The organism is Nocardioides sp. AN3 (genome assembly GCF_054653495.1).
In genome coordinates, this window is sequence record NZ_BAAIGC010000036.1 from 1 (window position 1) to 22,440 (window position 22,440).

Annotated in this window: 21 protein-coding genes and 1 pseudogene; 17 read left to right on the forward strand and 5 right to left on the reverse strand. The window is 69.3% G+C overall.

Annotated features, from left to right (window positions below; all coding sequences use genetic code 11):
• Window positions 1–271: hypothetical protein (locus tag ACYQ1K_RS24500; RefSeq protein ID WP_459986059.1), on the reverse strand; the 271-nt coding region annotated here is incomplete at its 3' end.
• Between the two features lie 131 nt (window positions 272–402).
• Between ACYQ1K_RS24500 and ACYQ1K_RS24505 the strand changes: the two genes are divergently transcribed.
• Window positions 403–714, forward strand: coding sequence for a helix-turn-helix domain-containing protein (locus ACYQ1K_RS24505; protein WP_459986060.1), 312 nt, complete (start codon window positions 403–405; stop codon window positions 712–714).
• On the forward strand, window positions 711–1,976 hold the full coding sequence (locus ACYQ1K_RS24510; RefSeq protein WP_459986062.1) for a type II toxin-antitoxin system HipA family toxin: 1,266 nt from the start codon (window positions 711–713) through the stop codon (window positions 1,974–1,976). The genes ACYQ1K_RS24505 and ACYQ1K_RS24510 overlap by 4 nt, the downstream gene beginning before the upstream one ends.
• 13 nt (window positions 1,977–1,989) lie before the next feature.
• Here ACYQ1K_RS24510 and ACYQ1K_RS24515 read toward each other — a convergent pair whose 3' ends face one another.
• Entirely contained in the window at window positions 1,990–2,709 is a 720-nt protein-coding gene (locus ACYQ1K_RS24515; RefSeq protein WP_459986063.1) for a thioesterase family protein, read from the reverse strand.
• 238 nt (window positions 2,710–2,947) lie between these two features.
• On the opposite strand from ACYQ1K_RS24515, the pseudogene ACYQ1K_RS24520 reads away from it, so the two are divergent.
• Window positions 2,948–3,630 (forward strand): annotated as a pseudogene (locus ACYQ1K_RS24520) (CaiB/BaiF CoA transferase family protein).
• Window positions 3,631–3,648: 18 nt separating this feature from the next.
• Here ACYQ1K_RS24520 and ACYQ1K_RS24525 read toward each other — a convergent pair.
• On the reverse strand, window positions 3,649–4,317 hold the full coding sequence (locus ACYQ1K_RS24525; protein WP_459986064.1) for a GntR family transcriptional regulator: 669 nt from the start codon (window positions 4,315–4,317) through the stop codon (window positions 3,649–3,651).
• Window positions 4,318–4,380: 63 nt separating this feature from the next.
• Window positions 4,381–5,598, reverse strand: a complete 1,218-nt coding sequence (locus ACYQ1K_RS24530; RefSeq protein ID WP_459986067.1) for a M24 family metallopeptidase — start codon at window positions 5,596–5,598, stop codon at window positions 4,381–4,383.
• 252 nt (window positions 5,599–5,850) lie between these two features.
• Between ACYQ1K_RS24530 and ACYQ1K_RS24535 the strand changes: the two genes are divergently transcribed.
• The 12 genes from ACYQ1K_RS24535 (at window position 5,851) to ACYQ1K_RS24590 (ending at window position 20,065) form a co-directional block, all read left to right on the forward strand.
• Window positions 5,851–7,419, forward strand: coding sequence for an ABC transporter substrate-binding protein (locus ACYQ1K_RS24535; protein WP_459986116.1), 1,569 nt, complete (start codon window positions 5,851–5,853; stop codon window positions 7,417–7,419).
• Between the two features lie 7 nt (window positions 7,420–7,426).
• The gene (locus ACYQ1K_RS24540) at window positions 7,427–8,464 is read left to right on the forward strand and encodes an ABC transporter permease (RefSeq protein ID WP_459986069.1); all 1,038 of its coding nucleotides are present in this window, start codon (window positions 7,427–7,429) and stop codon (window positions 8,462–8,464) included.
• Window positions 8,461–9,333 (forward strand): ABC transporter permease, encoded by an 873-nt coding sequence (locus ACYQ1K_RS24545; RefSeq protein ID WP_459986070.1) that lies wholly within the window; start codon window positions 8,461–8,463, stop codon window positions 9,331–9,333. The genes ACYQ1K_RS24540 and ACYQ1K_RS24545 overlap by 4 nt, the downstream gene beginning before the upstream one ends.
• Window positions 9,334–9,404: 71 nt before the next feature.
• Complete coding sequence (locus ACYQ1K_RS24550; protein ID WP_459986072.1) at window positions 9,405–10,391, forward strand: ABC transporter ATP-binding protein; 987 nt, start codon at window positions 9,405–9,407, stop codon at window positions 10,389–10,391.
• Complete coding sequence (locus ACYQ1K_RS24555) at window positions 10,388–11,218, forward strand: ATP-binding cassette domain-containing protein (RefSeq protein WP_459986073.1); 831 nt, start codon at window positions 10,388–10,390, stop codon at window positions 11,216–11,218. Before ACYQ1K_RS24550 ends, ACYQ1K_RS24555 begins: the two co-directional genes overlap by 4 nt.
• Window positions 11,219–11,220: 2 nt before the next feature.
• Window positions 11,221–12,315 carry a sugar phosphate isomerase/epimerase family protein gene (locus ACYQ1K_RS24560; protein ID WP_459986118.1) on the forward strand — a complete coding sequence of 365 codons (1,095 nt, stop codon included), beginning with the start codon at window positions 11,221–11,223 and terminating at the stop codon, window positions 12,313–12,315.
• The gene (locus ACYQ1K_RS24565; protein ID WP_459986074.1) at window positions 12,312–13,772 is read left to right on the forward strand and encodes an FAD-binding oxidoreductase; all 1,461 of its coding nucleotides are present in this window, start codon (window positions 12,312–12,314) and stop codon (window positions 13,770–13,772) included. The genes ACYQ1K_RS24560 and ACYQ1K_RS24565 overlap by 4 nt, the downstream gene beginning before the upstream one ends.
• Window positions 13,762–14,829 (forward strand): sugar phosphate isomerase/epimerase family protein, encoded by a 1,068-nt coding sequence (locus tag ACYQ1K_RS24570; protein WP_459986075.1) that lies wholly within the window; start codon window positions 13,762–13,764, stop codon window positions 14,827–14,829. Before ACYQ1K_RS24565 ends, ACYQ1K_RS24570 begins: the two co-directional genes overlap by 11 nt.
• Window positions 14,826–15,812 (forward strand): ornithine cyclodeaminase family protein, encoded by a 987-nt coding sequence (locus ACYQ1K_RS24575; protein WP_459986078.1) that lies wholly within the window; start codon window positions 14,826–14,828, stop codon window positions 15,810–15,812. Before ACYQ1K_RS24570 ends, ACYQ1K_RS24575 begins: the two co-directional genes overlap by 4 nt.
• Before the next feature lie 41 nt (window positions 15,813–15,853).
• Entirely contained in the window at window positions 15,854–17,275 is a 1,422-nt protein-coding gene (locus ACYQ1K_RS24580; protein WP_459986081.1) for an NAD-dependent malic enzyme, read from the forward strand.
• Window positions 17,272–18,864 carry a malate synthase A gene (aceB, locus tag ACYQ1K_RS24585; protein ID WP_459986082.1) on the forward strand — a complete coding sequence of 531 codons (1,593 nt, stop codon included), beginning with the start codon at window positions 17,272–17,274 and terminating at the stop codon, window positions 18,862–18,864. Before ACYQ1K_RS24580 ends, aceB begins: the two co-directional genes overlap by 4 nt.
• A complete protein-coding gene (locus ACYQ1K_RS24590; RefSeq protein ID WP_459986083.1) occupies window positions 18,857–20,065 on the forward strand; it encodes a DUF6986 family protein in 1,209 nt (402 codons plus the stop codon). Before aceB ends, ACYQ1K_RS24590 begins: the two co-directional genes overlap by 8 nt.
• A gap of 17 nt (window positions 20,066–20,082) precedes the next feature.
• Here the strand turns inward: ACYQ1K_RS24590 and ACYQ1K_RS24595 are convergent, their stop codons facing one another.
• Window positions 20,083–20,595, reverse strand: coding sequence for a MarR family winged helix-turn-helix transcriptional regulator (locus tag ACYQ1K_RS24595; RefSeq protein ID WP_459986084.1), 513 nt, complete (start codon window positions 20,593–20,595; stop codon window positions 20,083–20,085).
• 103 nt (window positions 20,596–20,698) lie between these two features.
• Here ACYQ1K_RS24595 and ACYQ1K_RS24600 point away from each other — a divergent pair, with 103 nt between their 5' ends.
• Together ACYQ1K_RS24600 and ACYQ1K_RS24605 are read left to right on the forward strand one after the other, a co-directional pair.
• A complete protein-coding gene (locus tag ACYQ1K_RS24600) occupies window positions 20,699–21,619 on the forward strand; it encodes a VOC family protein (protein ID WP_459986085.1) in 921 nt (306 codons plus the stop codon).
• Window positions 21,616–22,440 carry an aspartate dehydrogenase domain-containing protein gene (locus tag ACYQ1K_RS24605; RefSeq protein ID WP_459986086.1) on the forward strand — a complete coding sequence of 275 codons (825 nt, stop codon included), beginning with the start codon at window positions 21,616–21,618 and terminating at the stop codon, window positions 22,438–22,440. The genes ACYQ1K_RS24600 and ACYQ1K_RS24605 overlap by 4 nt, the downstream gene beginning before the upstream one ends.

Here is a 22,440-nt window from a genome sequence, read left to right on the forward strand (position 1 = left end):
GGGCCAGGTCGACACGGACGGCGAGCGGCCGGCATCCCGCAGGAAGCTGTTCACTTGCGCCTCTCCAGTCGACGCTGTCGCGAAGCTCGAGTGTCTCGACGGTGCCGCCGTACGAGGTGACGGTGAGGGCCCAACCGGCGGCGGACGGCGAGGCGCCCGCGATCATGCGCACCGGGCGGGAGCGTCTCCGAGGTGCCGTGACCGGCGGCGCCGCTGGCTCGTTGATCGCGGCGATCTCTGCTCGGTCCGCCAGCACGGTGATCGTTGCCATGTGGCTTCCTCCTTCACGGTCGTCGGGCTAGCTCACGACGCGTGGTCCGAGCCGCGACTTAATGTGAACTATGCTTAACGTTAATGGGCTTAATGTCTGCTATGATTTGCACTAACGTCGAGGAGGGGACGATGCCAAAGCGGCCACCACAGGCCCGTCTCGTCCGTGCTGGCAAGCAGTTGGGCGGTCAGGTTGCCGCCTGGCGCAAGCTTCAGAATCTCACCGCTGAACAGCTCGCCGAACGCGCAGGCATCTCGCGTCCCACGCTCAGCAAGCTCGAGTCCGGCGACCTCGGAGTCACTCTCGCGACCTACCTGAACGTGCTACGCGCCCTCGGCCAGATGGACCGAGCCGTTCAGGCCATCGACCCTTATGAGACCGACCTCGGTCGCGCCCGCGCTGACGAGGTGCTGCCGAAGCGGGTTCGAGGACCGGGCCGATGAGCATCACCCGCCCCGACGCACTCGACGTACACGTCGCTCTCCCAGCGCGCACCGTGCACGCCGGCACCGTGACCTTCCGCTACCGTGGCGCGACGACGACCACGGAGTTCACCTACTCCGCCACGTACCTGGCCACCCGTGGTGCTTACGCCGTCGACCCCGCGCTTCCGCTCGCCAGGGCTACGGCCATCGTCGAGGGTCTCCCCGCGGCGTTCTCCGACTCCACGCCGGACTGGTGGGGCCGTCAACTCGTGTCCAGGACGCTTCGCTTGGAGGCGTCCGCGGCCGGACGACAGCCACCACTGCTCACCGAGCCCGACTACCTCGTCGCCGTCAGTGACCAGACCCGACAGGGCAACCTGCGGTTCGCAGCACCAGGAACGACCGCGTTCCTTGACCCGGGCGCGTCGATTCCGAAACTGGTCAGCCTGCCCGAGCTTCTCGAAGCCTCCGACCGCGTAGCTGCCAATGACGACGCCGGGGCGGCGGACGCTCTCAAGATCCTCCTCGCCGCCGGGAGCGCCACCCTCGGCGGTGCCCGCCCCAAGGCGTCCGTGCAAGACGAGGGCCAACTCCTCATCGCCAAGTTCCCCTTCCGGGAGGACGAATGGGACGTCATGGCCTGGGAGAAGACGGTTCTCGACCTCGCCGAACACTGCGGTATCGACGTGCCAGAACGTCGGCTGGTCGACGTCAGCGGACGGCAGGTGCTGCTCGTCAGTCGCTTCGACCGGGACCCAGCCGGGGGACGGATCGGCTACGTCAGCGCGCGCACCCTTGCCGAAGTCGGCAGCAGCGCGAGCAACGACTACCTCGACCTGGTTGCTGCCATCGAGGACCACTCGTCCAACGCCGTCGATGACCTACACGCGCTGTGGACCCGAATCGCGTTCACCGTCGCCACGAACAACACCGACGACCACTTCAACAACCACGGCTTCTGCCGCGCACGCGGCGGATGGACGCTCGCGCCGGCATTCGACATCAACATCAACCCCCAACTGGCCCAGCCTCGCACGAGCACGTTGGCAGGAGCTGACAATCGCGAGAGGACGCTGCAGACCCTGGTCCGTGAATCGGCCTACTTCGGCCTCGCTGAAGGCGAGGCGCGGGATGGCCTGCTCCACATCAGCGACCGTTTGAACGGCTGGCGCGACGTCGCACGGGCAAACGGCGTACCGGACCGAGAACTCGACACGGTGGGGTGGGTGCTCGACGACTATCGCGACAGGGTTGCTGCCCACCCTCGGCGCGGTCGGTAGTGCTGCCCAGTGGTCATCGCCGTTGATTCGTCGTCGGTCTCCGCGGCCCGGGCACGCACAACGCTGTGTTGGCGTCGCTCGACAGGCTTCCAGCCTGCCAGCGCTTTGCCGCCTTGCGCTGCACGCACCTGTTCCACGCATACCCCGACGAATCAAGAGCGATGACCACTCCGTCGATCCGCAGGTTCTCGGTTGGCTCGGATGGGTGTGGCTTTGCCTTGATCGCCCCTGAGGCTCTGATGCATCGCCCGCCCCGCACGCCCATCGCACCGCAGACGGCCGCTGGCCAGGCGAGGTCCGACGAACGGTCGATGAGGCGGTCCCATCGGACCGCGGCGTCCGTCGGGAAGGGAGCGGCTCTGCGGGTGTCCATGTCCACGTGCACCGCCAGGATCTCGAGCGTGTTGGCCAGCCGCTCGTTGCTTCGATCGAGCGGATACGTCAACAGGTGGACGGACTTGTCCGAGCGCGCCAGTAGACGCGGGTGCACGGAGAACGTCTCTCCCTCGCGCCTCTCATGCATGTAGCGCAGGTGGAGCTCGACGGTGAAGACCCCCAGCCGGCGGGTGCGGCGGTACTCGTCGTCGATGCCGACCTCACCGCACAGGGCGTCGGCGCTGATCGCGCCGTGCCCCAGATAGTGCCGGATGTTCATGTGACCGTTGATGTCGATGAAGTCCGGGCTCACGCGCGCCTCGAGAGCGCTCGGAATCTCGAGGACCTGGTCGTACAACGGCGGAGCGATTCGTATGGCGGCTCCTCGTCGGAGCGGTTCAGGAATCCGGAGGGCGAGGCCCGCGACACGAGACGTGTCGCGGGCCAGCACTCTCCCCGGGTCCATCAGGGGCGGCTGATCATCGGGGGATGAGCAGCGCGAGGACGGGGGCGACGCAGGCGGGCTTGTCGATGCAGGTTGCCCTCTGGTCCTGGGCATCGCGGTCTCGGACTCCACGACCGGCGCGTTCGCGACGGTGGGCGTGCTCGCCGCGCTCCTGGAGCGGGAGCGGACGGGCAAGGGGACGACGGTCGAAGCCTCGCTCCTGCAGTCGACGATGGGGATCATCAACTACCGGGCGCAGATCGCCCTCTGCACGGGTGTGGCACCGGGCCGCAACGGAAATGACCATCCGATCCTCTTCCCGCAGGCACCTTCAAAGCGGGGTCGTCCGCGATCACCATTGCCTCCGGCAACGAGAAGATGTGGCGCAAGCTCTGTGCGGCACTCGGCCTGGATGAGTTGGCCGAGGACCCGCGCTACGCCGACAATGCCGGGCGGATGCATCACCGCAAGGAGCTCCGCCGCATCATCGAGACGGTCCTCGCGACTCGGCCGGCGACCGAGTGAATCGAGAGGATCAACGCCGCCGGCGTCCCGGCCGGACCGGTCCTGGACCTGCGCGAGGCGCTCGACCACCCGACGACCCGTGCGCTCGGACTCGTCCAGCAGACCGAGCATCCGCGCTTCGGGCAGATGGACGTCGTCGGCAAGGCCGTCACCGTCGGGGATGACCCCCGCGACATCGACCGGCACGCGCCCTTGCTTGGCGAGCACAGCGCCGAGATCCTCGCCGAGATCGGTGTGGCGGCGGATGTCGTCGAAGCGCTCGTCGCGGAAGGGGTCGTCGTGCGCACTGAGGAGGTCGCGCCCGTGTGAGCGTGCAGGTCGACCGGATCAGCTCTCGGCCAGCACCCCGCTGAGCGCTTCCAGCGACGGCTTGCGCCCGCGCGCAACATGCGCGAACGCCAAGGCAGCCGCGACGTCCTCGTCGCCGTCGCGGATCGCCTCGAGCAGCGCGTGGTGCTCGGTGCGCTGACCGAGGTCGGCGCGGAAGTGGGTCAGCTGGAAGAGCCAACGCACGCGACCAGACACCATCCGCATCAAGGACTGCAGCAGGTCGCTGTCGGTGATCTCCAGCATCACCTCGTGGAAGGCCGCGTTGGCGGCCGCTATCGCGCGTTGGTCGCCGCAGCGGTAGGCGTCCTCCGCTGCCGACAGTGCCTCCTCCAGCCTGGCGACCCCGTGCTCGGAGACGTGGCGTGCGGCGAGCCGGGCGACGAGCACCTCCAACGACTCGCGGACGTCGAACAGCTCTTCGACGTCCTTGAGAGTCAGGTGCCGGACGGTGGCGCCCCGGCGCGGCAGGATCTCGACGAGCCCGTCGAACTCGAGTCGCCGCAGAGCCTCGCGGACCGGCACCCGTGAGACGTCCAGCAGCGTGGCCACCTGCGCCTCGCGCAGTCGTTCGCCGGACCTGAGGGTCCCCGCGAGGATCCGCTCTTGGAGCTCGGCGTGGATGCGGTCTACGACGAGCCGATCCGGGATCTCGGTGTCGGTGTCCATCTGGGTGTCGTCCTTGCCTCGCGATGCCGGGTCGTCTGCTGTCCGGCGAACCGGACTCCTCTTCTACACCACGTTGACCCGCAGGCAGAGCTTGTTGAGCTCCTCGACGCCCTCGGCTGTGACGAGGACCGTGCCGCCGATGCTCACCCGGGACCGGTCGAGGCAGGCGTTCGGCTCGAAGGCGAACGCGATGCCGGGAACGATCTCGAAGTCGCCGTCGCGAGGCGACGTGTGTGGAAGCGGCACGCCGGCGAGGCCCGCCTGCTCATCGAGCCCCACATGGGTGGCGCCGTTGAAGATCACCGGCGAGACGGTCTGCACCACCGGTCCCATGTTCCACGCTCCTGCGGCTCGCAGGGGCGCCTCCATCACCGCGCAGAGCTCGGCGAAGGTGCCGCCGGTGCGCAGATACTCGACGCCGCGGCTGTAGGCGTCGACGGCGATCTCCTCCAGGCGACGGTGCACCTCGTCGGGACGGCCGATCGAGATCTCGATCTGCTGCTGGGACTCGAAGCCGCCGTAGAAGGTGAAGAGCTCAGCGCCGAAGACGTCGCCCTGTTCCAGCGCCCGGCCGCCGCCGCCCATCCAGAGCCAGTCCGCGCCCGCCCAGCCGAGCCGTTCTGCGCCAGATCGCTGTGGTCCGTTGAGCCAGAGCCCGCCGCCTGCGGCTGTGGCGTGCATCCCGGCGCCGATGATCTCGGACTCGCGCACCCCCGCCGCGGCCGCGTCGATCATCGCAGCGCATGCGGACTCCCCGATCCCGGCGGAGAACCGGATCATCTCGAGCTCCTCGTCGCTGTGCACCAGCATGAGCTGCTCGAACTCGGCGTGGAAGTCGACGAAGGTGGCCGAGGGGAGCCGGTCGAGCACCCGCTGCCAGGTGCCGAACGGGATCACGCCGGCGGTGCTCGCGGGTGCCCGGCTTCGCAGGCCGACGACTCCGATGTGCCCTTGGCCGAGACCGAGCTCGTCCAGCACCTCGCCGAGCTGGTGCCCGGGCCGGGTCAGGCGTTGATCGGCGACCCATCGCTCGTAGCGGCGCCCGGGCTCGTCGTACCGCCCGAGTGTGACGTTCCCGGTCGGCACCACGGAGACGGGGTCGCCGTGCCGGGGGAGCACGCAGTAGCTCCGGGTGCCCTCGTTGGTCAGGTAGCGGTCCAGCTGGTCGCGACCCAGGCCGGCGACGAGGACGGCGTCGAGACCCGCCCCGTCCATGAGTGTGCGCAGGGCCGCATACCGCCGGTCACGCTCGGCCGTGGTGAGTGTCGGGAAGTCGTTCACGGGGTTCTCCTCCGGGCATTGACGATGTTTAGTATACCGAGCGCATCGAACTGGACTGATGCGAAATGAGACGTTCCGGGCTGAACAAGGTGGGACTGTACGCTCAAATTACGCTTGAGCCAGAAGATTAAGCCATAAAAAGATTAGGTAGAAGGCTTGTCAGGAATCAGTGGGATCTGCTTGTCTGGTATACCGAGAGCGTGATCTGGTTCACGTCTTCGCCCCCAGCAGAAGGAGCACGGAGTGAGAAGGATGAGGTGCAACACCCGCACGCGCTTGGCCGGCGTAGGTCTCGCTGTCCTCGCGCTCGGCGGAGTCGCCGCCTGTGGATCGAACCAGGGGTCGCCCGGGTCCGGGGGTGAGACGACACTGACGTTCGGGGTCGACGGCACGGTGCCCAACATCGACCCGGTGCTGGCGGACAACAGCACCGTCGACGAGTCGGTGGTGCCGATGTACGAGCCGCTCGTCGACTACGACCCGGACGGCACCCTGTCCGGTCGCCTCGCGGCCTCGTGGACGGTGGCTCCCGATGCCAAGTCGATCACGTTCAAGCTGCGTGAGGGTGCCGCGTTCCACGACGGCGCCGCGGTCACTGCCAAGGACGTCAAGTACACCCTCGATCGGGCTAAGACGCTCGGTGTCGGCGTGGCCCAGTACCTCGCCGACTACGACGGCACCGAGGTCGTGAGCGACAGCGAAGCCGTCGTCAAGCTCAAGGACGCCTCCTCGCTCTTCCTCGGCGGCCTCGCGAAGGTCTACATCGTCAACTCGGCTCTGGTCGAGAAGAACGCCGGCTCCGACCAGGGCCAGAAGTGGCTCGCCTCGAACGAGGCCGGCAGCGGCCCGTACACGCTGGCCGACTTCAAGCCGAACCAGCAGATCATCTACAAGCTGGACCGCGGCTTCACCGGGCAGGTGAACAAGGATGCCCCCGACAAGATCGTCTACCGCCTGATCGCGGAAGGCTCCACCCAGCGTGAGGAGATGCTCGCCGGCAACATCGACGTCTCGGACGGCATCGAGTCCCAGGATCTCGACACGGTGCTGACCGACGATCGGTTGACCTCCGTCGAGCTCCCCAAGCCCCAGGGCATCTACGTCTTCTTCAACACCCAGCGGGCGCCCTTCAACGATCCCAAGGTTCGTGAGGGGATCCGGCTCGCCTACGACTACGACGCCCACCTGAAGACCATTCTCGGCGGCCACGGAGCTGTCGCGACGGGGGTGACACCGGCCGTCATGAGCTGCCGCCCGGACATCGCGCCGTTCGCCCAGGACCTGGGGAAGGCCAAGGAGCTGCTGGCGGGAGTCGCGGCCAGCGGCCGAACGCTCCAGCTCGCCTACCAGTCGTTCGCGTCCGAGTTCACGGACGCGGCGACGGCGCTGCAGTCGACGCTCCGCGACCTCGGCGTGAAGGTCAAGCTGGTGACGGTCGACTATCCGACCTACATCGAGGACCTCAAGTCGGTGGAGACCACACCGGACATGGCAGTGGTGTGGGACAACCCGCCGACCCCCGACGTCGGCAGCCTGCTCACCACCCGCTACGGCACGGCGTACCAGGGGACGTCGACGAACTTCGGCCAGTATTCGAACCCCGCGGTCGACAAGCTGCTCGCCCAGGCCCAGGCGACCGGCGACGACAAGGCTCGCTGCGACCTCTACAAGCAGGTGCAGCAACTGCTGGTGGACGACTCGGCCAGCATGCCGATCGCCGATGAGGTGACCACTGTCGTCATGCCGAAGACGGTCACCGGCGTGGAGCTCTATCCCGCCCACGTCGGCTACATGCCGCAGACCTACCACATGGCGGGCTGATCGGACGATGTCTCCTCTGCAACTCGCCGCGTACGTCGGCAGACGGCTCGTGCTGCTGCTCACGACCTTGCTGGGCGTCGTCACCATCGTCTTTCTCATGGTCAAGGCGATCCCGGGCGACGAGGCGCAGGCAGCCGCCGGCGTCACGGCCACCCCCGAACAGGTGGAGGCCGTGCGCCAGCGGCTGGGACTCGACGAATCGGTGCTTCGCCAATACCTCGCGTACCTGGGCCGGATCCTCCACGGCGACCTCGGCACCTCGATCTTCACCTTCCAGCCGGTGGTCGGGGACCTGGCGAGGCTCATCCCCTACACCTTGGAGCTGGTCGGCCTCGCGATGGTGATCAACCTGAGCGTCGGCATCCCCGCAGGCATCTGGGCCGCGGCCCGGCATCGGTCCCGCGTCGACGACTCCATCCGCCTGCTGGCGATCTTCTGCGGTGCCCTTCCGACCTTCTGGCTTGCGATGATCGCGCAGTCGGTGATCGGGCGACGCATGGGTCTGGTGCCGATCTCCGGAGTGCAGTCCGTGGGGACGCAGATCCCGCGCGTCACCGGCTTCCCCACGATCGACAGCCTTCTCGCGGGCGACGTCGCCGCCTTCGTCGACGTCTTCTCCCACCTCGTCCTTCCCGCCGCGGTGCTCGCCATCCCCTTCATGTCCTTCGTGATCCGGGTGGTCCGCTCGTCGATGATCACCGCGCTCGAGGCCGACCATGTGACGGCGGCCCGAGCGAAGGGCGTCCCCGAGCGCCAGGTCCTGATCCAGCACGGCCTGCGCAATGCGATCGCGCCGGTGAGCACCCTGATCGGTCTCCAGGTCGGCTGGATGATGGGTGGCGCCGTCCTGGTCGAGACCGTCTTCAACCGGCCGGGGTTCGGCAGCTACCTCACCGAGGCCGTCTCCCACCAGGACACCTTCGCCGTCCTCGGCATGGTCCTCGTGATCGGCGTGATCGTCACCTTCGTCGGACTTGCGGTCGACATCGTCCAGCTGGTCGCCGATCCCCGGGTCCGCCAGCTCGAGGCCAGGAGGGCCGCATGACCACCGCCCCTGCCACCATTGCGCCGCATCACCAGGTCCGCATCAAGCGGCGCCGGCGCCGGCTCCCCGTGATCGACCGGATCGCGTTCATCGCGGTCGGCGTTCTCCTCCTGCTCGCGCTCATCGGCCCGCTCCTTGCCCCGCACGACTCCTACGCCGTCAAGCTCAGTGATGCGCTCCAGCCGCCGTCGGGCGTGCACTGGCTCGGCACTGACGGCCTCGGCCGCGACCTGCTCAGCCGGATCCTCACCGGCGCCCGCCCCTCCATCCTCGGCGCGTTGATGGCGGTCAGCGGCGCCGCCGCGATCGGCATCGCGGTCGCCGCGATCGCCACCATCGGACCCCGTTGGCTCGATGACCTGCTCATGCGGATCTGCGACATCACCTTGTCGCTCCCAGTGATGGTCATGGCCCTCGGCGTCGCCGTCGCCCTCGGGCCGAGCCTGCGGTCAGCGGTGATCGCGATGATCGTCGCCTGGTGGCCCGGCTTCGCTCGCCTCGCCCGGGCCGAGATGCGCACGGTGCTCACCTCGCCCTACGTCGAGGCGGCCCGCGTCCTCGGGGCCAGGAGGAGCAGGATCATGGTCCGCCACGTGCTGCCCAACTCCCTCGATGGCGTCTATGTGCAGGCCACCCTCGAGATCGGTGGCGCCACCCTCATCATGGCGGGTCTCTCGTTCATCGGGGCCGGCGCCCAGCCGCCCAGCGCCGAATGGGGCGCCATGGTCGAGAACGGCGCCCGCTACCTGAGCACGGCATGGTGGATCTCCACCTTCCCCGGCCTGATGATCACGCTCACTGCGCTCGCCTTCGCGCTCAGCGGCGACTCGCTGCGCACGCGCAACAACGCGGATGCCACGCTGACATGAAAGGTACCGACACTGTGCGCTCCCGCGCGGACGCCCGCCTCCATGACCCCCGTCCAACGACCACCGGCCCCGTGCCGCAGGCTCCCGGCCACACGCCCTTGCTCGAGGTGCAGGCCCTCACCGTCACCTATCCCGGGCCGGAGGGCCCTCTGGAGATCGTCTCGGACTTCGACCTGACGGTCGGACGCGGTGAACGGGTGGCCCTCGTCGGCGAGTCCGGCTCCGGCAAGTCCGTCACTGCGCGAGCGGTCATGCGCCTGGACCGCCGGGCGACGACCACAGGCCGCATGCTGCTCGACGGCACCGATCTGCTCACCCTCGACGCGGAGACGATGCGCGGCTACCGAGGCCGGCGGATCTCGCTCATGCTCCAAGATCCGATGACCACCCTCAACCCGGTGCACACCATCGGCAGCCAGGTGATGGAGTCACTCCGAGTCCATGGCGTCGGCAAGGCCGAAGCGCACCGTCGCTCGGTCGAGACGCTCGACATGCTCGGGATCCCGGACGCGGCGCGCCGCATGAGGGCCTACCCCCACGAGTTCTCAGGCGGGATGCGACAGCGGGTCTGCCTCGCCATGGCCATCATCGCGAAGCCGGACCTGCTGATCGCCGACGAGCCCACCACAGCGCTTGACGTCCGAGTCCAAGAGCAGGTCCTGACCCTGATCGACTCCCTGGTCGCCGACCTCGGCATGGGCGTCCTGCTGATCACTCACGACCTCGGCCTGGTCGCCGGCTTCGCCGAGCGCGTCGCGGTGATGTATGCCGGGCGAGGTGTCGAGACCGGGCGCGTCGATGACCTCTACCGCAACCCCAGGCACCCCTACACCGCCGGACTGCTCGCCGCGGTGCCGCGCATCGACCACGACGTGCCGCTTGCCCCGATCCCGGGCAGCCCCGCACTGCCGACCGCGCGTCCCGGCGGATGCGCGTTTCACCCGCGCTGCGGGCGCGCCGAGCTCGACTGCGCCGAGGTCCGGCCCCACAACCGCCGGATCGGGTCTCTCCGAGTCGCCTGTCACCACCCGCTCGCAACGGAAGGGGAGAACCAGTGAACGCCGTACCGCTGCTTGCCGCCCGTGGACTGACCAAAGCCTACGGACACCGCGGGAGCGGCCACCGAGCCCTCGACCGTGTCGGGTTCGAGGTCGCGGCCGGGGAGATCCTCGGCATCGTCGGCGAGTCCGGCTCCGGGAAGTCGACCACGCTGCGCTGCGTCGTCGGCCTGGAGACTCCCGACTCAGGCGAGGTCCTCTTCGACGGCACGTCGCTCGCCGAGGCCGACCGAGACGTCCGCCGCCGGTTCCGCCGCGACGTCCAGATGGTCTTCCAGGACCCCTATGCCAGCCTGAACCCGCGGATGACCGTCGAGCGAGTCGTCGGTGAGGGTCTCGACATCCACCACATCACGAGGACCAAGTCCGAACGCCGCGACCGGGTCGTCGAGGTGCTCGAGCTGGTGGGACTCGACTCCGCCGTGCTCGACCGCTACCCCCGCTCCTTCTCCGGCGGCCAACGGCAACGGATCGCGATCGCTCGTGCGCTTGCGGTCGGACCCCGAGTGCTGCTCTGCGACGAGCCGGTCTCCGCGCTGGACGTCTCCGTGCAGGCCCAGGTGGTCAACCTGCTGCTCGACATGCAGCGCCGGCTGGGGCTCTCGATCGTCTTCGTCGCTCACGACCTGGCACTGGTCCGCCATCTGTGCCACCGGCTGCTGGTCATGCAACACGGCGTCGTCGTCGAGGATGGTGCCTGCCGGCGGGTCTACGACGACCCGCAGGCCGACTACACCCGCAGCCTCCTCGCTTCGATCCCGATCCCCGACCCCGAGCGCGATCGCGCTCGTCGGGTCGCCGCCGCAGCCGAGCGGAGGTCCGCGTGAGCATGGCGACCCGGGTCCGGGTAGGAGCCGACGTCAAGCTGCCCTCGCCACACCGCGAACTGAAGGGCACTGTCGATCTGCCCTGGACCGACGTGCTCGCGGACACCGCCGCCCTCGGCTTGGACGGCGTGCTGATCCGCACTCTCTACGAGCTCTCGCCGACACTCGATGCCGGTCTGCTGGCCGAAGTTGCCGCAGCCGCGCGCGATCTCGGGCTGTCGGTCGAGATGGGCGTCGGCAAGGTCAACCCCTACATGACGGCTGAGCTGCCGGAGGTACGCCGGCTCGGGCACGGCAGCTATATCGCGGGCATGACCCGGATGATCGAGGCAGCAGCGGCGATGGGCTGCCACGAGCTGTGGACCGCCACCGGGAGCTTCCATCCCGGGCTTCCTGGCATCCACAAGAACGACCGCTACCGCCGAGACGCCCCGTGGGCCGACCAGCTGGCGGCCACCGAGCGACTCCTGCGCCAGCTCGCTCCGGCGCTGCGCGCGACCGGCTCACACCTGAACATCGAGACCCACGAGGAGATCACGACGTCGGAGGTCGTCGGGCTCGTCGAGGCCGTCGGGCCCGACGTCCTCGGGATCACCTTCGACACGGCCAACGTCTACGTCCACGGCGAGACGGCTGAGGCCGCGGCCGCCCGCGTCGCGCCGTACACGCGCAGCTGCCACCTGCGCGACGTCGCCATCATCGAAGGCCCCGAGGCGCCGGACCGCTACCTGCTGCCCTGCGGTGACGGGGTCATCGACTGGGCGCAGGTGCTCGACCTCCTGCTGAGGTCCAACCCCGACCTGATGCTCACCATCGAGCCGGCCGGGCCACACCAGCCGGCCATGCAGATCTGGCACGGGGACCCGCGCTGGCAAGCGCTCCACCCGGACCTCGACCCCCACGAGCTAGACGCGGTCCTCGACTGCGTCGGTGCCGACGTGCACCACGTCCGCTCCTTCGACCGTCCCGACGCAGCAGCGCTGCGGGCGGGCGGGCTGTTCACGCGGGAGGAATTCCTCCGCCGAAGTGCCGGGCATCTCCGCAGCGTCACGGCTGCCGGACACGACACCCACCCCACGAAGGAGAGCACCCGATGACCATCACCGCGAACACGCCGAAGTCGGACATCGCCGGTTTGAAGAGCCATGTCTCCTGCCCGGTGATCCTGCCGGGAGAGAAGCACTACGACCTCCAACGCCACGTCTGGAACGCCGACATCGACCGCAACCCGGCAGCCATCGTCTCCTGCCGCACCGCCGAGGACGTCTCCCGTGCTCTCACCTGGTCGCTGGACAACGGCTACGAGATCACCGTCCGCGGCGGCGGTCACAACCTCGCCGGCACCGCCGTGATCGACGGGGCCGTGCTGCTCGACACCGGGCCGATGAAGGAGGTCTCCTTCGATCACGACGCAGGCACCGTGACGGTCGGTGCAGGATGCCGTCTCGGCGACCTCGACCGAGCCTGCGCCGACCACGGCGTCGTGGTCCCAGCGGGCACCGTCTCGCACACCGGCGTCGCTGGGCTGACTCTCGGCGGCGGCACCGGCTACCTGTCCCGGATGTACGGGCTGACCACCGACCACGTCGCGTCGGTCGAGTTCGTGGTCGCCGACGGCCGCATCCTCACCGTCGATGCCGAGCACCACCCCGAGCTGTTCTGGGCGGTCCGCGGCGCCGGCCACAACTACGGGATCGCCACCAAGTTCACGTTCCGCTACCTGCCGTTCGCGCTGAAGGCCAACATCCGGCAGGCCTTCTACGTGGGCGATGACCGCAAGAAGGTGCTCCAGCACTTCCGCGACTGGAGCTACGACGCCCCGGACAACGTCGTCACCTATGCCCGCACTGTCGAGGTCCCGGAGTTCTGGACGGTCGTTCCATCGCAGTACCGCGGCCAGCAGGTCGTCTCCGTGGCCACGGTGCACTGGGGCGACCCGGAGGAGAGCCTGAAGCTGACCGACGCGATGATCGGCGCCGGGTCACCGGTCTGGCAGACCAGCTATCGGACGCCCCACGTCGAGCTGCAGCGGGCCTGCGACGACGACTTTCGCTACGGAGTCCGCCGCTACTGGAAGAACGGGATGCTGAACGACTTCCCCGACGACGCGATCGACACCGTCCTGAAGTACTCCGACGCCTACCCGGGGCGGCCGCTGCAAGCCCGCTCGACGATCGCCCCGCACTTCGCCTGCCCCTACCAGCTCTACCCCCGCGGGGGTCAGGCGGCACGAGTCGACCCGATGGCGACCTCGACCAGCGACCGGACGACGGCCAAGTTCATGGCCAGCGCCGGCGCGGAGTGGGAGTTCGAGTCTGAGGCACCGGAGCTGATGGACTGGGTCACCGCCTTCGACGAGGCGATGGACCCGTTCAAGAACGGCACGTACATCAACTTCACCAGCGTCGCCGGCGACGAGGCCACCGCGCGCTACGCGTACGGCGACAAGTACGACCGGCTCGTGGCGGTCAAGCGCGAGTACGACCCGCACAACGTGTTCCGCCGTGGCCTGGTCGACCTCTCCGACCACGACGGTGACGTGGATGAGGACTGACACCGACTTCCGGATCGGGACCGACAGCTCGAAGTTCCCGACGCCGGAAGGCGCCGGGGCGTCGTGGCTGCTCGAGCACGCGTCCGCTGCGGGTCTCGAAGGAGTCTTCTTCCGATCGGCGCTCGAGCTCAGCCCGACCCTGGATGTCGAAGAGCTGACCGCCCTCCGGCAGATGGCCGACGACCTCGGCCTCTACCTCGAGGTCGGCGCTGCGAAGATCAACCCCTTCGCCGCGCCCGAGGCCCCCGAGATCCGGGTGCTCGGGGACGGTGACTACCTCGCCGGGATCGAGCGGATCCTCGCCGCGTGCTCGGCCGCGGGCATCCATGAGATCTGGTCGGCGACGGCGAACTACAAGTTCGACATCGCCGGTCGGATGGCGTGCGACCGGTTCCGCAGCGACGTGACATGGTCCGAACAGCTGGCCGCCAGTGCCAAGGTGATGACCGTGCTCGCGCCGGTGTTGCGCGAGCACGGCTGCCACTTGAACATCGAGACCCACGAGGAGATCACCACCTTCGAGCTGGTGCGGCTGGTCGAGGACGGTGGTCCCGATGCCTTCGGGATCACCTTCGACACCGCGAACGTGCTGATCCGAGGTGAGGACCCCGTCGCAGCAGCGCGGCGGGTGGCGCCGTACACCCGGCAGACCCATGTCCGCGACTCCGCCCTCTTCTTCACTCCCGACGGCCTGTGCCGTGTGCTTGCTCCGTGCGGTCAGGGGATCATCGACTGGCCCGGCCTGCTCTCGGCGCTGAGCAGGGCGCCGCGCAAGGCACTGTCGATCGAGGGCATCATGGGCCGGCGCTTCCAGCTGCCGATCCCGATCTACGACCCGGCGTGGCATGCGGGACAGCCCGACATGACGGCACTGGAGATGGCGGTCCTGGTCCGGGGCGCCGACGAGTACGCGGCCGGCGTGGCCGACGGCACCCGCCGGTCCCGCGAGTCGCTGGCCGAGCCGGCCGATGACCATGAGCGCGAGCGGTTCGTCCTCGACAGCGTCGCCCACCTGCGCCGCGTGGTTGCCGAGCTTCGCGACGAGGCGGCGGCATGAGTAGCCTCATCCTGAGCCGCGGAGACATGGTCGATCTGGTCACCCCCGGCGAGGTGCTCGCGTTGGTCGAGCAGGCACATGCCGACCTCGCCGACGCGTCGTCGTTCCTCGCCGAGCCTGCGGCGATGCCGTTCGCCGGCACAGACCACGGGTTCATCCCCATGGGAGCGGTCAGCGGCCGGTATCGGCTCGCCGGTGTGAAGCTGCTGGCCGACATGCCCGGCAACCGGGCTCGTGGGCTGGCCACCCAGCGCTCGACCGTGCTGCTCCTCTCGGCCGACACCGGGGAGTGCGTCGCCGTCCTCGACGGACGGCTCCCCACCCAGCTGCGGACCGCGGCCACCAGTGCGGTGGCCACCCGCCATCTTGCCCGTCCGGACGCAAGCGTGCTCGGTCTGATCGGGGCGGGTGCCCTGGCCGTGCAGCATGTGCGTGCGATCCGACTGGTCCGGCAGATCGGCACGGTGCTGGTCTGGTCACGCTCGCTCGAGACAGTGGCCCGGTTCCGGACGCAGGTGGCCGACCTCGACGTCGAGGTAGTCGCGATGCCGACCGCCGCCGACGTGGTCAGCGGCGCCGAGATCCTCTGCACGCTCACCCCGGCCCGCGAGCCGGTGGTCGAGGGAGCCTGGATGACGGCCGGCCTGCACGTGAACGCGGTCGGCGCGCCGCCGCGCCCGGACCACCGCGAGATCGACACGGTCGGAATGAAGCGCGCCACCGTGGTCGTGGACAGCCGGCTCACCCGCACCGAGACCGGGGATCTCATGATCCCGCTCGCCGAGGGCGCTCTCACGGACGACGACATCGACGTGGAGCTGGGCGACGTGATCACCGGGCGCCGTGCCGGCCGCGTCTCCACCGACCAGATCACGCTGTTCAAGTCCGTCGGCATCGGTCTGCAGGACGTCGTGCTGTGCCAGTTGCTCGTCGAGCGTGCGCGTGCCGCCGGCGCCGGCCTCGAGGTCGACCTCTCCCTCTGAGCGGCCCTCGCAGGCCCTCTCCTTCCCGAAAGCGAGTCCACGTGTCCCAGCCCAGCCCCGGATACTCGATCACCGTCCGGCTCGAGGCGCCCCCCGACCGCGGCGCCACCGGCATGATCGTGAGCGCGGTGCACGAATCGGGCGGCGCTGTCACCGCTCTCGACGTCGTCGAGTCCGGCCCGCGCGCCCTCGTCATCGACATCACCTGCGACGCCGTCGACGCTGCACACTCTGCGCGGATCGCCGACGTCCTCGGCGCCCAGCCCGGCGTCGTGGTGCGCAAGGTCAGCGATCGGACCTTCCTGATGCACCTGGGCGGCAAGCTCGAGGTGATGCCCAAGGTCACGCTCCGGCACCGCGACGACCTCTCCCGCGCCTACACCCCGGGGGTGGCGCGCGTCTGCGAGGCGATCGCGGCGAACCCGGACGACGTCCGCCGGCTCACCATCAAGCGCAACACCGTCGCCGTCGTCACGGACGGGTCCGCCGTCCTCGGCCTCGGCGACATCGGCCCCGCTGCCTCCCTCCCCGTGATGGAGGGCAAGGCCGCGCTGTTCAAGCAGTTCGCCGACGTCGATGCGTGGCCGGTCTGCCTCGACGTCCGCGAGGTCGACGAGATCGTCGCCGTGGTGAAGGCGATCGCGCCGTCATACGGCGGCATCAACCTCGAGGACATCGCCGCCCCGCGCTGCTTCGAGGTGGAGCGCCGGCTGCGCGAGGAGCTGGACATCCCGGTCTTCCACGACGACCAGCACGGCACGGCGATCGTCGTGCTGGCCGCGCTGGAGAACGCGCTCGCGGTCGTCGGGAAGAAGCTCGAGGAGATCCGTGTCGTGGTCAGCGGCGTCGGAGCCGCCGGACACGCGATCATCCGGTTGCTGCTCACCCAAGGCGTGGGCGAGGTGGTCGGCTGCGACCGGAGGGGAGCGGTGCACCGCCGACGCGAAGGTCTGATCGGCGAACGGCTCTGGCTCGCCGAGAACACGAACCACGACGGTCGCACCGGCTCGATGCGCGAGGTGCTCGCCGGAGCCGATGTGTTCATCGGCGTCTCGGCGCCCCACCTGCTCACCGGCGAGGACGTGGCCAGGATGGCCGACGACGCGATCGTCTTCGCACTCGCCAACCCCGTCCCCGAGGTCGACCCGCTGGAGGCTGCCCAGCACGCCGCTGTCGTGGCGACCGGCCGCTCGGACCACCCCAACCAGATCAACAACGTGCTGGCGTTCCCCGGTCTCTTCCGCGGGATGCTCGACGCGGGCGCGCGAGAGATCACCGACGACGTGCTGCTCGCGGCCGCGTCGGCGATCGCGAGGTCGGTCATGCCCGACGAGCTCAACGCCAGCTACATCGTCCCCTCCGTCTTCGACCCCGATGTGGCGCCCGCCGTCGCCGCCGCGGTGCAGAGCGCCGTCTCGCCGAGCAGGCGCACGCGCAGCGACACAGAAAGGAACCTCGCATGACCATGGAGCTCACCGCGCCGGCCGAGGGCAGGTCACGTGACATCCTCACGCCCGAGGCGCTCGACTTCGTGCTCGCTCTGCATCGCGGCTTCGCGACCACTCGCAGCCAGCTGCTGCGCGCCCGCGCCCTGCGCCGCGAGGAGGTCGCCCGGACAGGGCGCCTGGACTTCCTGGCCGAGACCGCTCAGGTGCGCAGCAGCGAGTGGACAGTGGCGCCGATCCCCGCCGACCTGTGTGACCGCCGAGTGGAGATCACCGGGCCGACCAGTCGGAAGATGACGATCAACGCCCTCAACTCAGGAGCCAAGGTGTGGCTCGCCGACCTGGAGGACGCCAACACCCCCCACTGGGCCAACGTCCTCGACGGTCAGGTCAACCTCTATGACGCTGTCCGCGACCAGCTGGCCTTCACCTCGCCGGAGGGCAAGCGCTACACCGTCACCCGCGCTGACGTGCCCGTGACGGTCGTCCGCCCGCGCGGCTGGCACCTCGACGAGGTGCACCTGCGGATCGACGGCCGGGCAGCTGTCGGCGCCCTGGTCGACTTCGGACTGCACTTCTTCCACAACGCGACCGAGCTGGTCGCGGGCGGCACCGCGCCCTACTACTACCTGCCCAAGATGGAGAGCCACCTCGAGGCGAGGCTGTGGAACGACATCTTCGGCTTCGCCGAGCGCACACTCGGGGTCGCGCCGGGCACGATCCGCGCCACCGTCCTCATCGAGACCATCCCGGCCGCGTTCGAGATGGACGAGATCCTCTATGAGCTACGCGACCATGTCGCGGGACTGAACGCCGGGCGTTGGGACTACCTGTTCAGCATCATCAAGTACTTCCGCGACTGCGGCGCGCAGTTCGTGCTCCCGGACCGTGGCCTGATCACCATGGACGCGCCGCTCATGCGGGCCTACACCGATCTGCTGGTGAAGACCTGCCATCGTCGCGGGGCCATGGCGATCGGGGGCATGGCGGCGTTCATCCCCAACCGCCGCGACCCCGACGTGAACCGGGTCGCCTTCGCCAAGGTGCGCGAGGACAAGGAGCGAGAGGCACGAGCCGGCTTCGACGGCTCGTGGGTCGCCCACCCGGATCTGGTGCCGCTCTGTGCCGAGGTCTTCACCTGTGCCCTCGGCGACGCGCCGAACCAGCTGGACCGCCGACGCGGCGAGGTCGACGTCACCGCCGCCGACCTGCTCGACGTCGCCTCCATCCCAGGCGCGGTGACGGTCGAGGGACTGCGCGGCAACGTGGAGGTCGCCTTGCGCTACCTGGAGGCATGGCTGCGGGGCAACGGTGCCGTCGGCATCCACCACCTGATGGAGGACGCCGCCACCGCGGAGATCTCGCGTGCGCAGGTCTGGCAGTGGCGGCACAACCAGACGAAGCTCGACGACGGATCGATCGTCACCAACGCGCTCGTGCGAGCACTCCTCGAGGAGCAGCTCGCGCAGCACCAGGACCGCCTCGGCACGGCGTACGCCGAGAGCCGGTTCGACGACGCCGCTCGGCTGTTCGCCGAGGTGGCACTGGCCGACGAGTTTCCTGACTTCCTCACGGTGCCCGGCTACGCAATGGTCGCCCATGGGTAGTCCGGCGGCGCCGAAGATGCCCGGCGGGGAGCTCGCCGAGCTCTCCGCACGTCTGGATCACCTTCTCGCTGATGTCCGAGCACGTCCCCGCCCGCGTCGGCTGGTGCGTCAGCCGGTGCACACCGTCTACGTCCCTGCGGACCAGGTGGCCCCGGGGCTTCCGGCAGCATGGGGCCGGGCTGCGCTGGAGCTGGCCGATCAGCATCTGCCTGACGATCGCGCGCTCGCGGCGGTGCTCGGTCGAGGGTCCGACACCCTCGCAGGCCTGCTGACGAAGGTACGAGACAAGCTCGCCCGCGAGCCGGTCGAGGACCTCCGCATCGACCTCGAGGACGGCTACGGGCACCGCTCCGACATCGAGGAGGACGCACACGTGCGGGCGGCGGCGGCGATGCTCGCCGACGACCTCCACCGTGGCAGCGCGCCGGCTCGGCACGGGATCCGGTTCAAATGTCTCGACTCCGAGACCCGCGAGCGGGGACTGCGCTCGGTGGCGCTCTTCGTGGCGGAGCTCAGCTCCCGCGGGGCGGTGACGCCGGGCCTGGTGCTGACCCTGCCCAAGGTGACGTCGGTGTGCGAGGTCCAGGCCATGGTGCAGATCTGCGAGCACCTCGAGCGCCGGCATGCGCTCGCCGCGGGAAGCCTCCGGTTCGAGCTGCAGATCGAGCTGCCTGAAGCGATCGTTGACGACGATGGCCGCCACCCGGCCGGCGCGATGGCACGAGCCGGAGACGGCCGTGTCGTCGGACTTCACTACGGCACCTACGACTACTCCGCCGCGTGCGGCGTGGCGGGCCCGTTCCAGGCCGCTGACCATCCGGTGGCCGACTACGCCAAGGCGGTCCTGCTCGCCGGGGTCGCCGGCACCGGCGTGGACGTGGTGGACGGCTCGACCAACCGACTGCCGGTCGGCAGGCCGGACCAGGTGCGACGCGGCTGGGCCGAGCATGCCCGGCTGGTCCGGCGCGCTCTCGAGGGTGGGATCTACCAGGGCTGGGACCTTCATCCCGGCCAGCTGGTCACGCGCTTCGCGGCGACGTTCGCGTTCTACCTGGCCGCGGTCGACCCGGTCATCGACCGGTTGAGCGGCGTCGGGGGCGACCACATCGACGAGCCGGCGACGCGCGCGGCGATGCGCGACTTCATCGACCGGGCGATCGACTGCGGCGCCGTGGATGAGGGACGCGCGGTGCCGCTGTGACTCAGGCGCCGGTCCCGTCAGCTCGTGCGGACGGCCGCCTCGGAGGCGATGATGGCGTCCTCGAGCTTGCGCAGCAGGCCGGTCAGCGCAGTGACGTCGCGCTCGCTCAAACCCTCCAGGAGTGCATGCTCGCGCTCGAGATGGGTGACGATCGCGCGGTCGATCACCCCGAGGCCCTTCTGAGTCAGCTGGGAGTAGACGACACGTCGGTCGTCGGTGTCGCGGATGCGCTCGATGAGGCCGGACTTCTCGAGCCGATCCAGCCGGAACGTGATGCCGGCGGAGGACAGCAGCGACTCGGCCGCGAGCTCCGTGCCGGACATCCGGTAGGGCTTGCCGGCTCGGCGCAGGGCCGCGAGGACGTCGAACGAGGCGGGGTTGAGGTCGTACTTCTCGAACTCCTTCGTGACCACCGCCTGATACCGCAGGTAGATGCGGTGCACCCGGCCGAAGAGGGCGATGGGGGAGGGGTCGAGCTCGGGCCGCTGCTCGATCCACTGCCGGACGAACCGGTCGACGTCGTCGGTCACGCGGGGATGCTAGCAACATCTCGCCGATGTCTTCGATAGAACTTGCTTGACACAAAATGGTTTAGCACATAATGATTAAGCACCAAGTCAATTCGGAGGTGTCATGAACCAGCCGGTGGTGCGACTGCACTCCCTGCGTTCGGTGGAGCTGCGTGTCCCGGACGTCGCCATGTGCACCGACTTCTACTCCGAGGTGTGGGGACTGTCCGTCGTCGAGCGCGACGTCGACGACAGCTGGCTGCGCGGCACGGGCGCCGACCACCACGTCCTCCGGCTGAGCCGTGCCGAGCAGAACGCGCTCGGCCGCATCAGCTTCGCGGTCCGCACGCCGGCCGAGGTCGACGAGGCCGCCCGGCGCCTCGTCTCCGCCGGGGTCCCGTTGCTCTGCGAGCCGGGCCGGCTCAGCGATGTGGGAGGTGGCTACGGACTGGTGCTGATGGACCCGGAGGGTCGACGCATCGAGCTCAGCTGCGACCTGCACGCGGTGACGCCGATGAGCCGGGACCTTCCGGTGCCCATCGGGGTCACCCATGTCGTCCTCAACACGGTCGACATCGACCGCGCGGTGGAGTTCTACACGACGGTGCTGGGGATGCGCGTCTCCGACTGGTCCGAGCACCAGATGGCGTTCCTGCGCTGCAACAGCGACCACCACAGCATCGCCTTCAACCAGGCGGCGTGGACGTCGGTCAACCACGTCGCCTACGAGATGGCGTCGATCGACCACTTCATGCGCGGGATCGGCTCGCTCAAGCACCACGGGAGCACGCCACTGTGGGGTCCCGGGCGCCACGGCCCGGGCGACAACACGTTCTCCTACTTCTCCGACCCTGCCGGGCTCGTGTGCGAGTACACCTCCGACGTCGCGCAGGTCGTGGAGGACCAATGGCTGTGCCGGGTCTGGCGCCGCGTCCCCGAGCTGTCCGACCTGTGGGGGACCGCGGGCCCGCCCTCGACGCAGGTGCGCGAGCACATGGCAGGACTCGAGGACCGAGGGGCGCTCGAGACGGCGGCTGAATCGTGAGCGCCGACTCGGGCACGGGGGATCGGCCCTCCTCCGAGATGCGCGCCGCGGTGATCGGCGCGGGCGCCGTCGGCCGTGCGGTGATCGCGGCGCTCCTCGACGAGCAGGTGCCCGGCGTGCGCGCCGTCGGAGTGGTCGACAACCGTGCGGTCCTCGACACCGGCGTCCCGCAGATCAGCCTGGCCACGGCGGTGCACGAGGCCGACGTCATCGTCGAGTGCGCCAGCCAGGCCGTGGTGACCCAGTCCGCCGCGGACATCCTCGAGCGCGGTGTCGACCTGTTGATCACCTCCGTCGGGGCGCTCTGCGTCGCTGAGGTCGCCGAGCGCATCCGCGCGGCCGGTCCCGGCCGCTACCTACTGACGTCCGGCGCGGTCGGCGGCCTCGACATCCTCTCGGCCGCCGCGGCGCAGGCACCGTTCACCCGGGTGTGCGTGACGACGACCAAGCTGCCCGAGACACTGGTGCAGCCCTGGATGGATGACCACGCCGCCGAACGGCTGCGAGGCGTCACCGCGCCGGTCGAGGTCTTCAACGGCGATGCCGCCGAGGCTGCCCGGCTCTTTCCACGCTCGCTGAACGTCGCCGCGACCGTCGGGTGTGCGGTCGGTGACGTGGACCTCGTGGAGGTCCGGCTGCTGGCCGACCCGGGCGCTGTGCTGACGCGCCACCTGATCGAAGCCGAGGGTCCGTGCGGGAGCTACCGCTTCGAGATCAGCAACCTGCCGTCGCCGGAGAACCCGCGCACCAGCGGGGTGGTTCCGCACGCGGTGCTCCGCACGCTCAGGGCCCTGGTGGGCCGGCCCCAGGGGGTGATCTGA

Coding starts and splice junctions, on each gene's coding strand:
- ACYQ1K_RS24505 (WP_459986060.1), top strand. CDS start 403: ATGCCAAAGCGGCCACCACAGGCCCGTCTCGTCCGTGCTGGCAAGCAG.
- ACYQ1K_RS24510 (WP_459986062.1), top strand. CDS start 711: ATGAGCATCACCCGCCCCGACGCACTCGACGTACACGTCGCTCTCCCA.
- ACYQ1K_RS24525 (WP_459986064.1), bottom strand. CDS start 4,317: ATGGACACCGACACCGAGATCCCGGATCGGCTCGTCGTAGACCGCATC.
- ACYQ1K_RS24535 (WP_459986116.1), top strand. CDS start 5,851: ATGAGGTGCAACACCCGCACGCGCTTGGCCGGCGTAGGTCTCGCTGTC.
- ACYQ1K_RS24540 (WP_459986069.1), top strand. CDS start 7,427: ATGTCTCCTCTGCAACTCGCCGCGTACGTCGGCAGACGGCTCGTGCTG.
- ACYQ1K_RS24545 (WP_459986070.1), top strand. CDS start 8,461: ATGACCACCGCCCCTGCCACCATTGCGCCGCATCACCAGGTCCGCATC.
- ACYQ1K_RS24560 (WP_459986118.1), top strand. CDS start 11,221: ATGGCGACCCGGGTCCGGGTAGGAGCCGACGTCAAGCTGCCCTCGCCA.
- ACYQ1K_RS24565 (WP_459986074.1), top strand. CDS start 12,312: ATGACCATCACCGCGAACACGCCGAAGTCGGACATCGCCGGTTTGAAG.
- ACYQ1K_RS24570 (WP_459986075.1), top strand. CDS start 13,762: ATGAGGACTGACACCGACTTCCGGATCGGGACCGACAGCTCGAAGTTC.
- ACYQ1K_RS24575 (WP_459986078.1), top strand. CDS start 14,826: ATGAGTAGCCTCATCCTGAGCCGCGGAGACATGGTCGATCTGGTCACC.
- aceB (WP_459986082.1), top strand. CDS start 17,272: ATGACCATGGAGCTCACCGCGCCGGCCGAGGGCAGGTCACGTGACATC.
- ACYQ1K_RS24590 (WP_459986083.1), top strand. CDS start 18,857: ATGGGTAGTCCGGCGGCGCCGAAGATGCCCGGCGGGGAGCTCGCCGAG.
- ACYQ1K_RS24600 (WP_459986085.1), top strand. CDS start 20,699: ATGAACCAGCCGGTGGTGCGACTGCACTCCCTGCGTTCGGTGGAGCTG.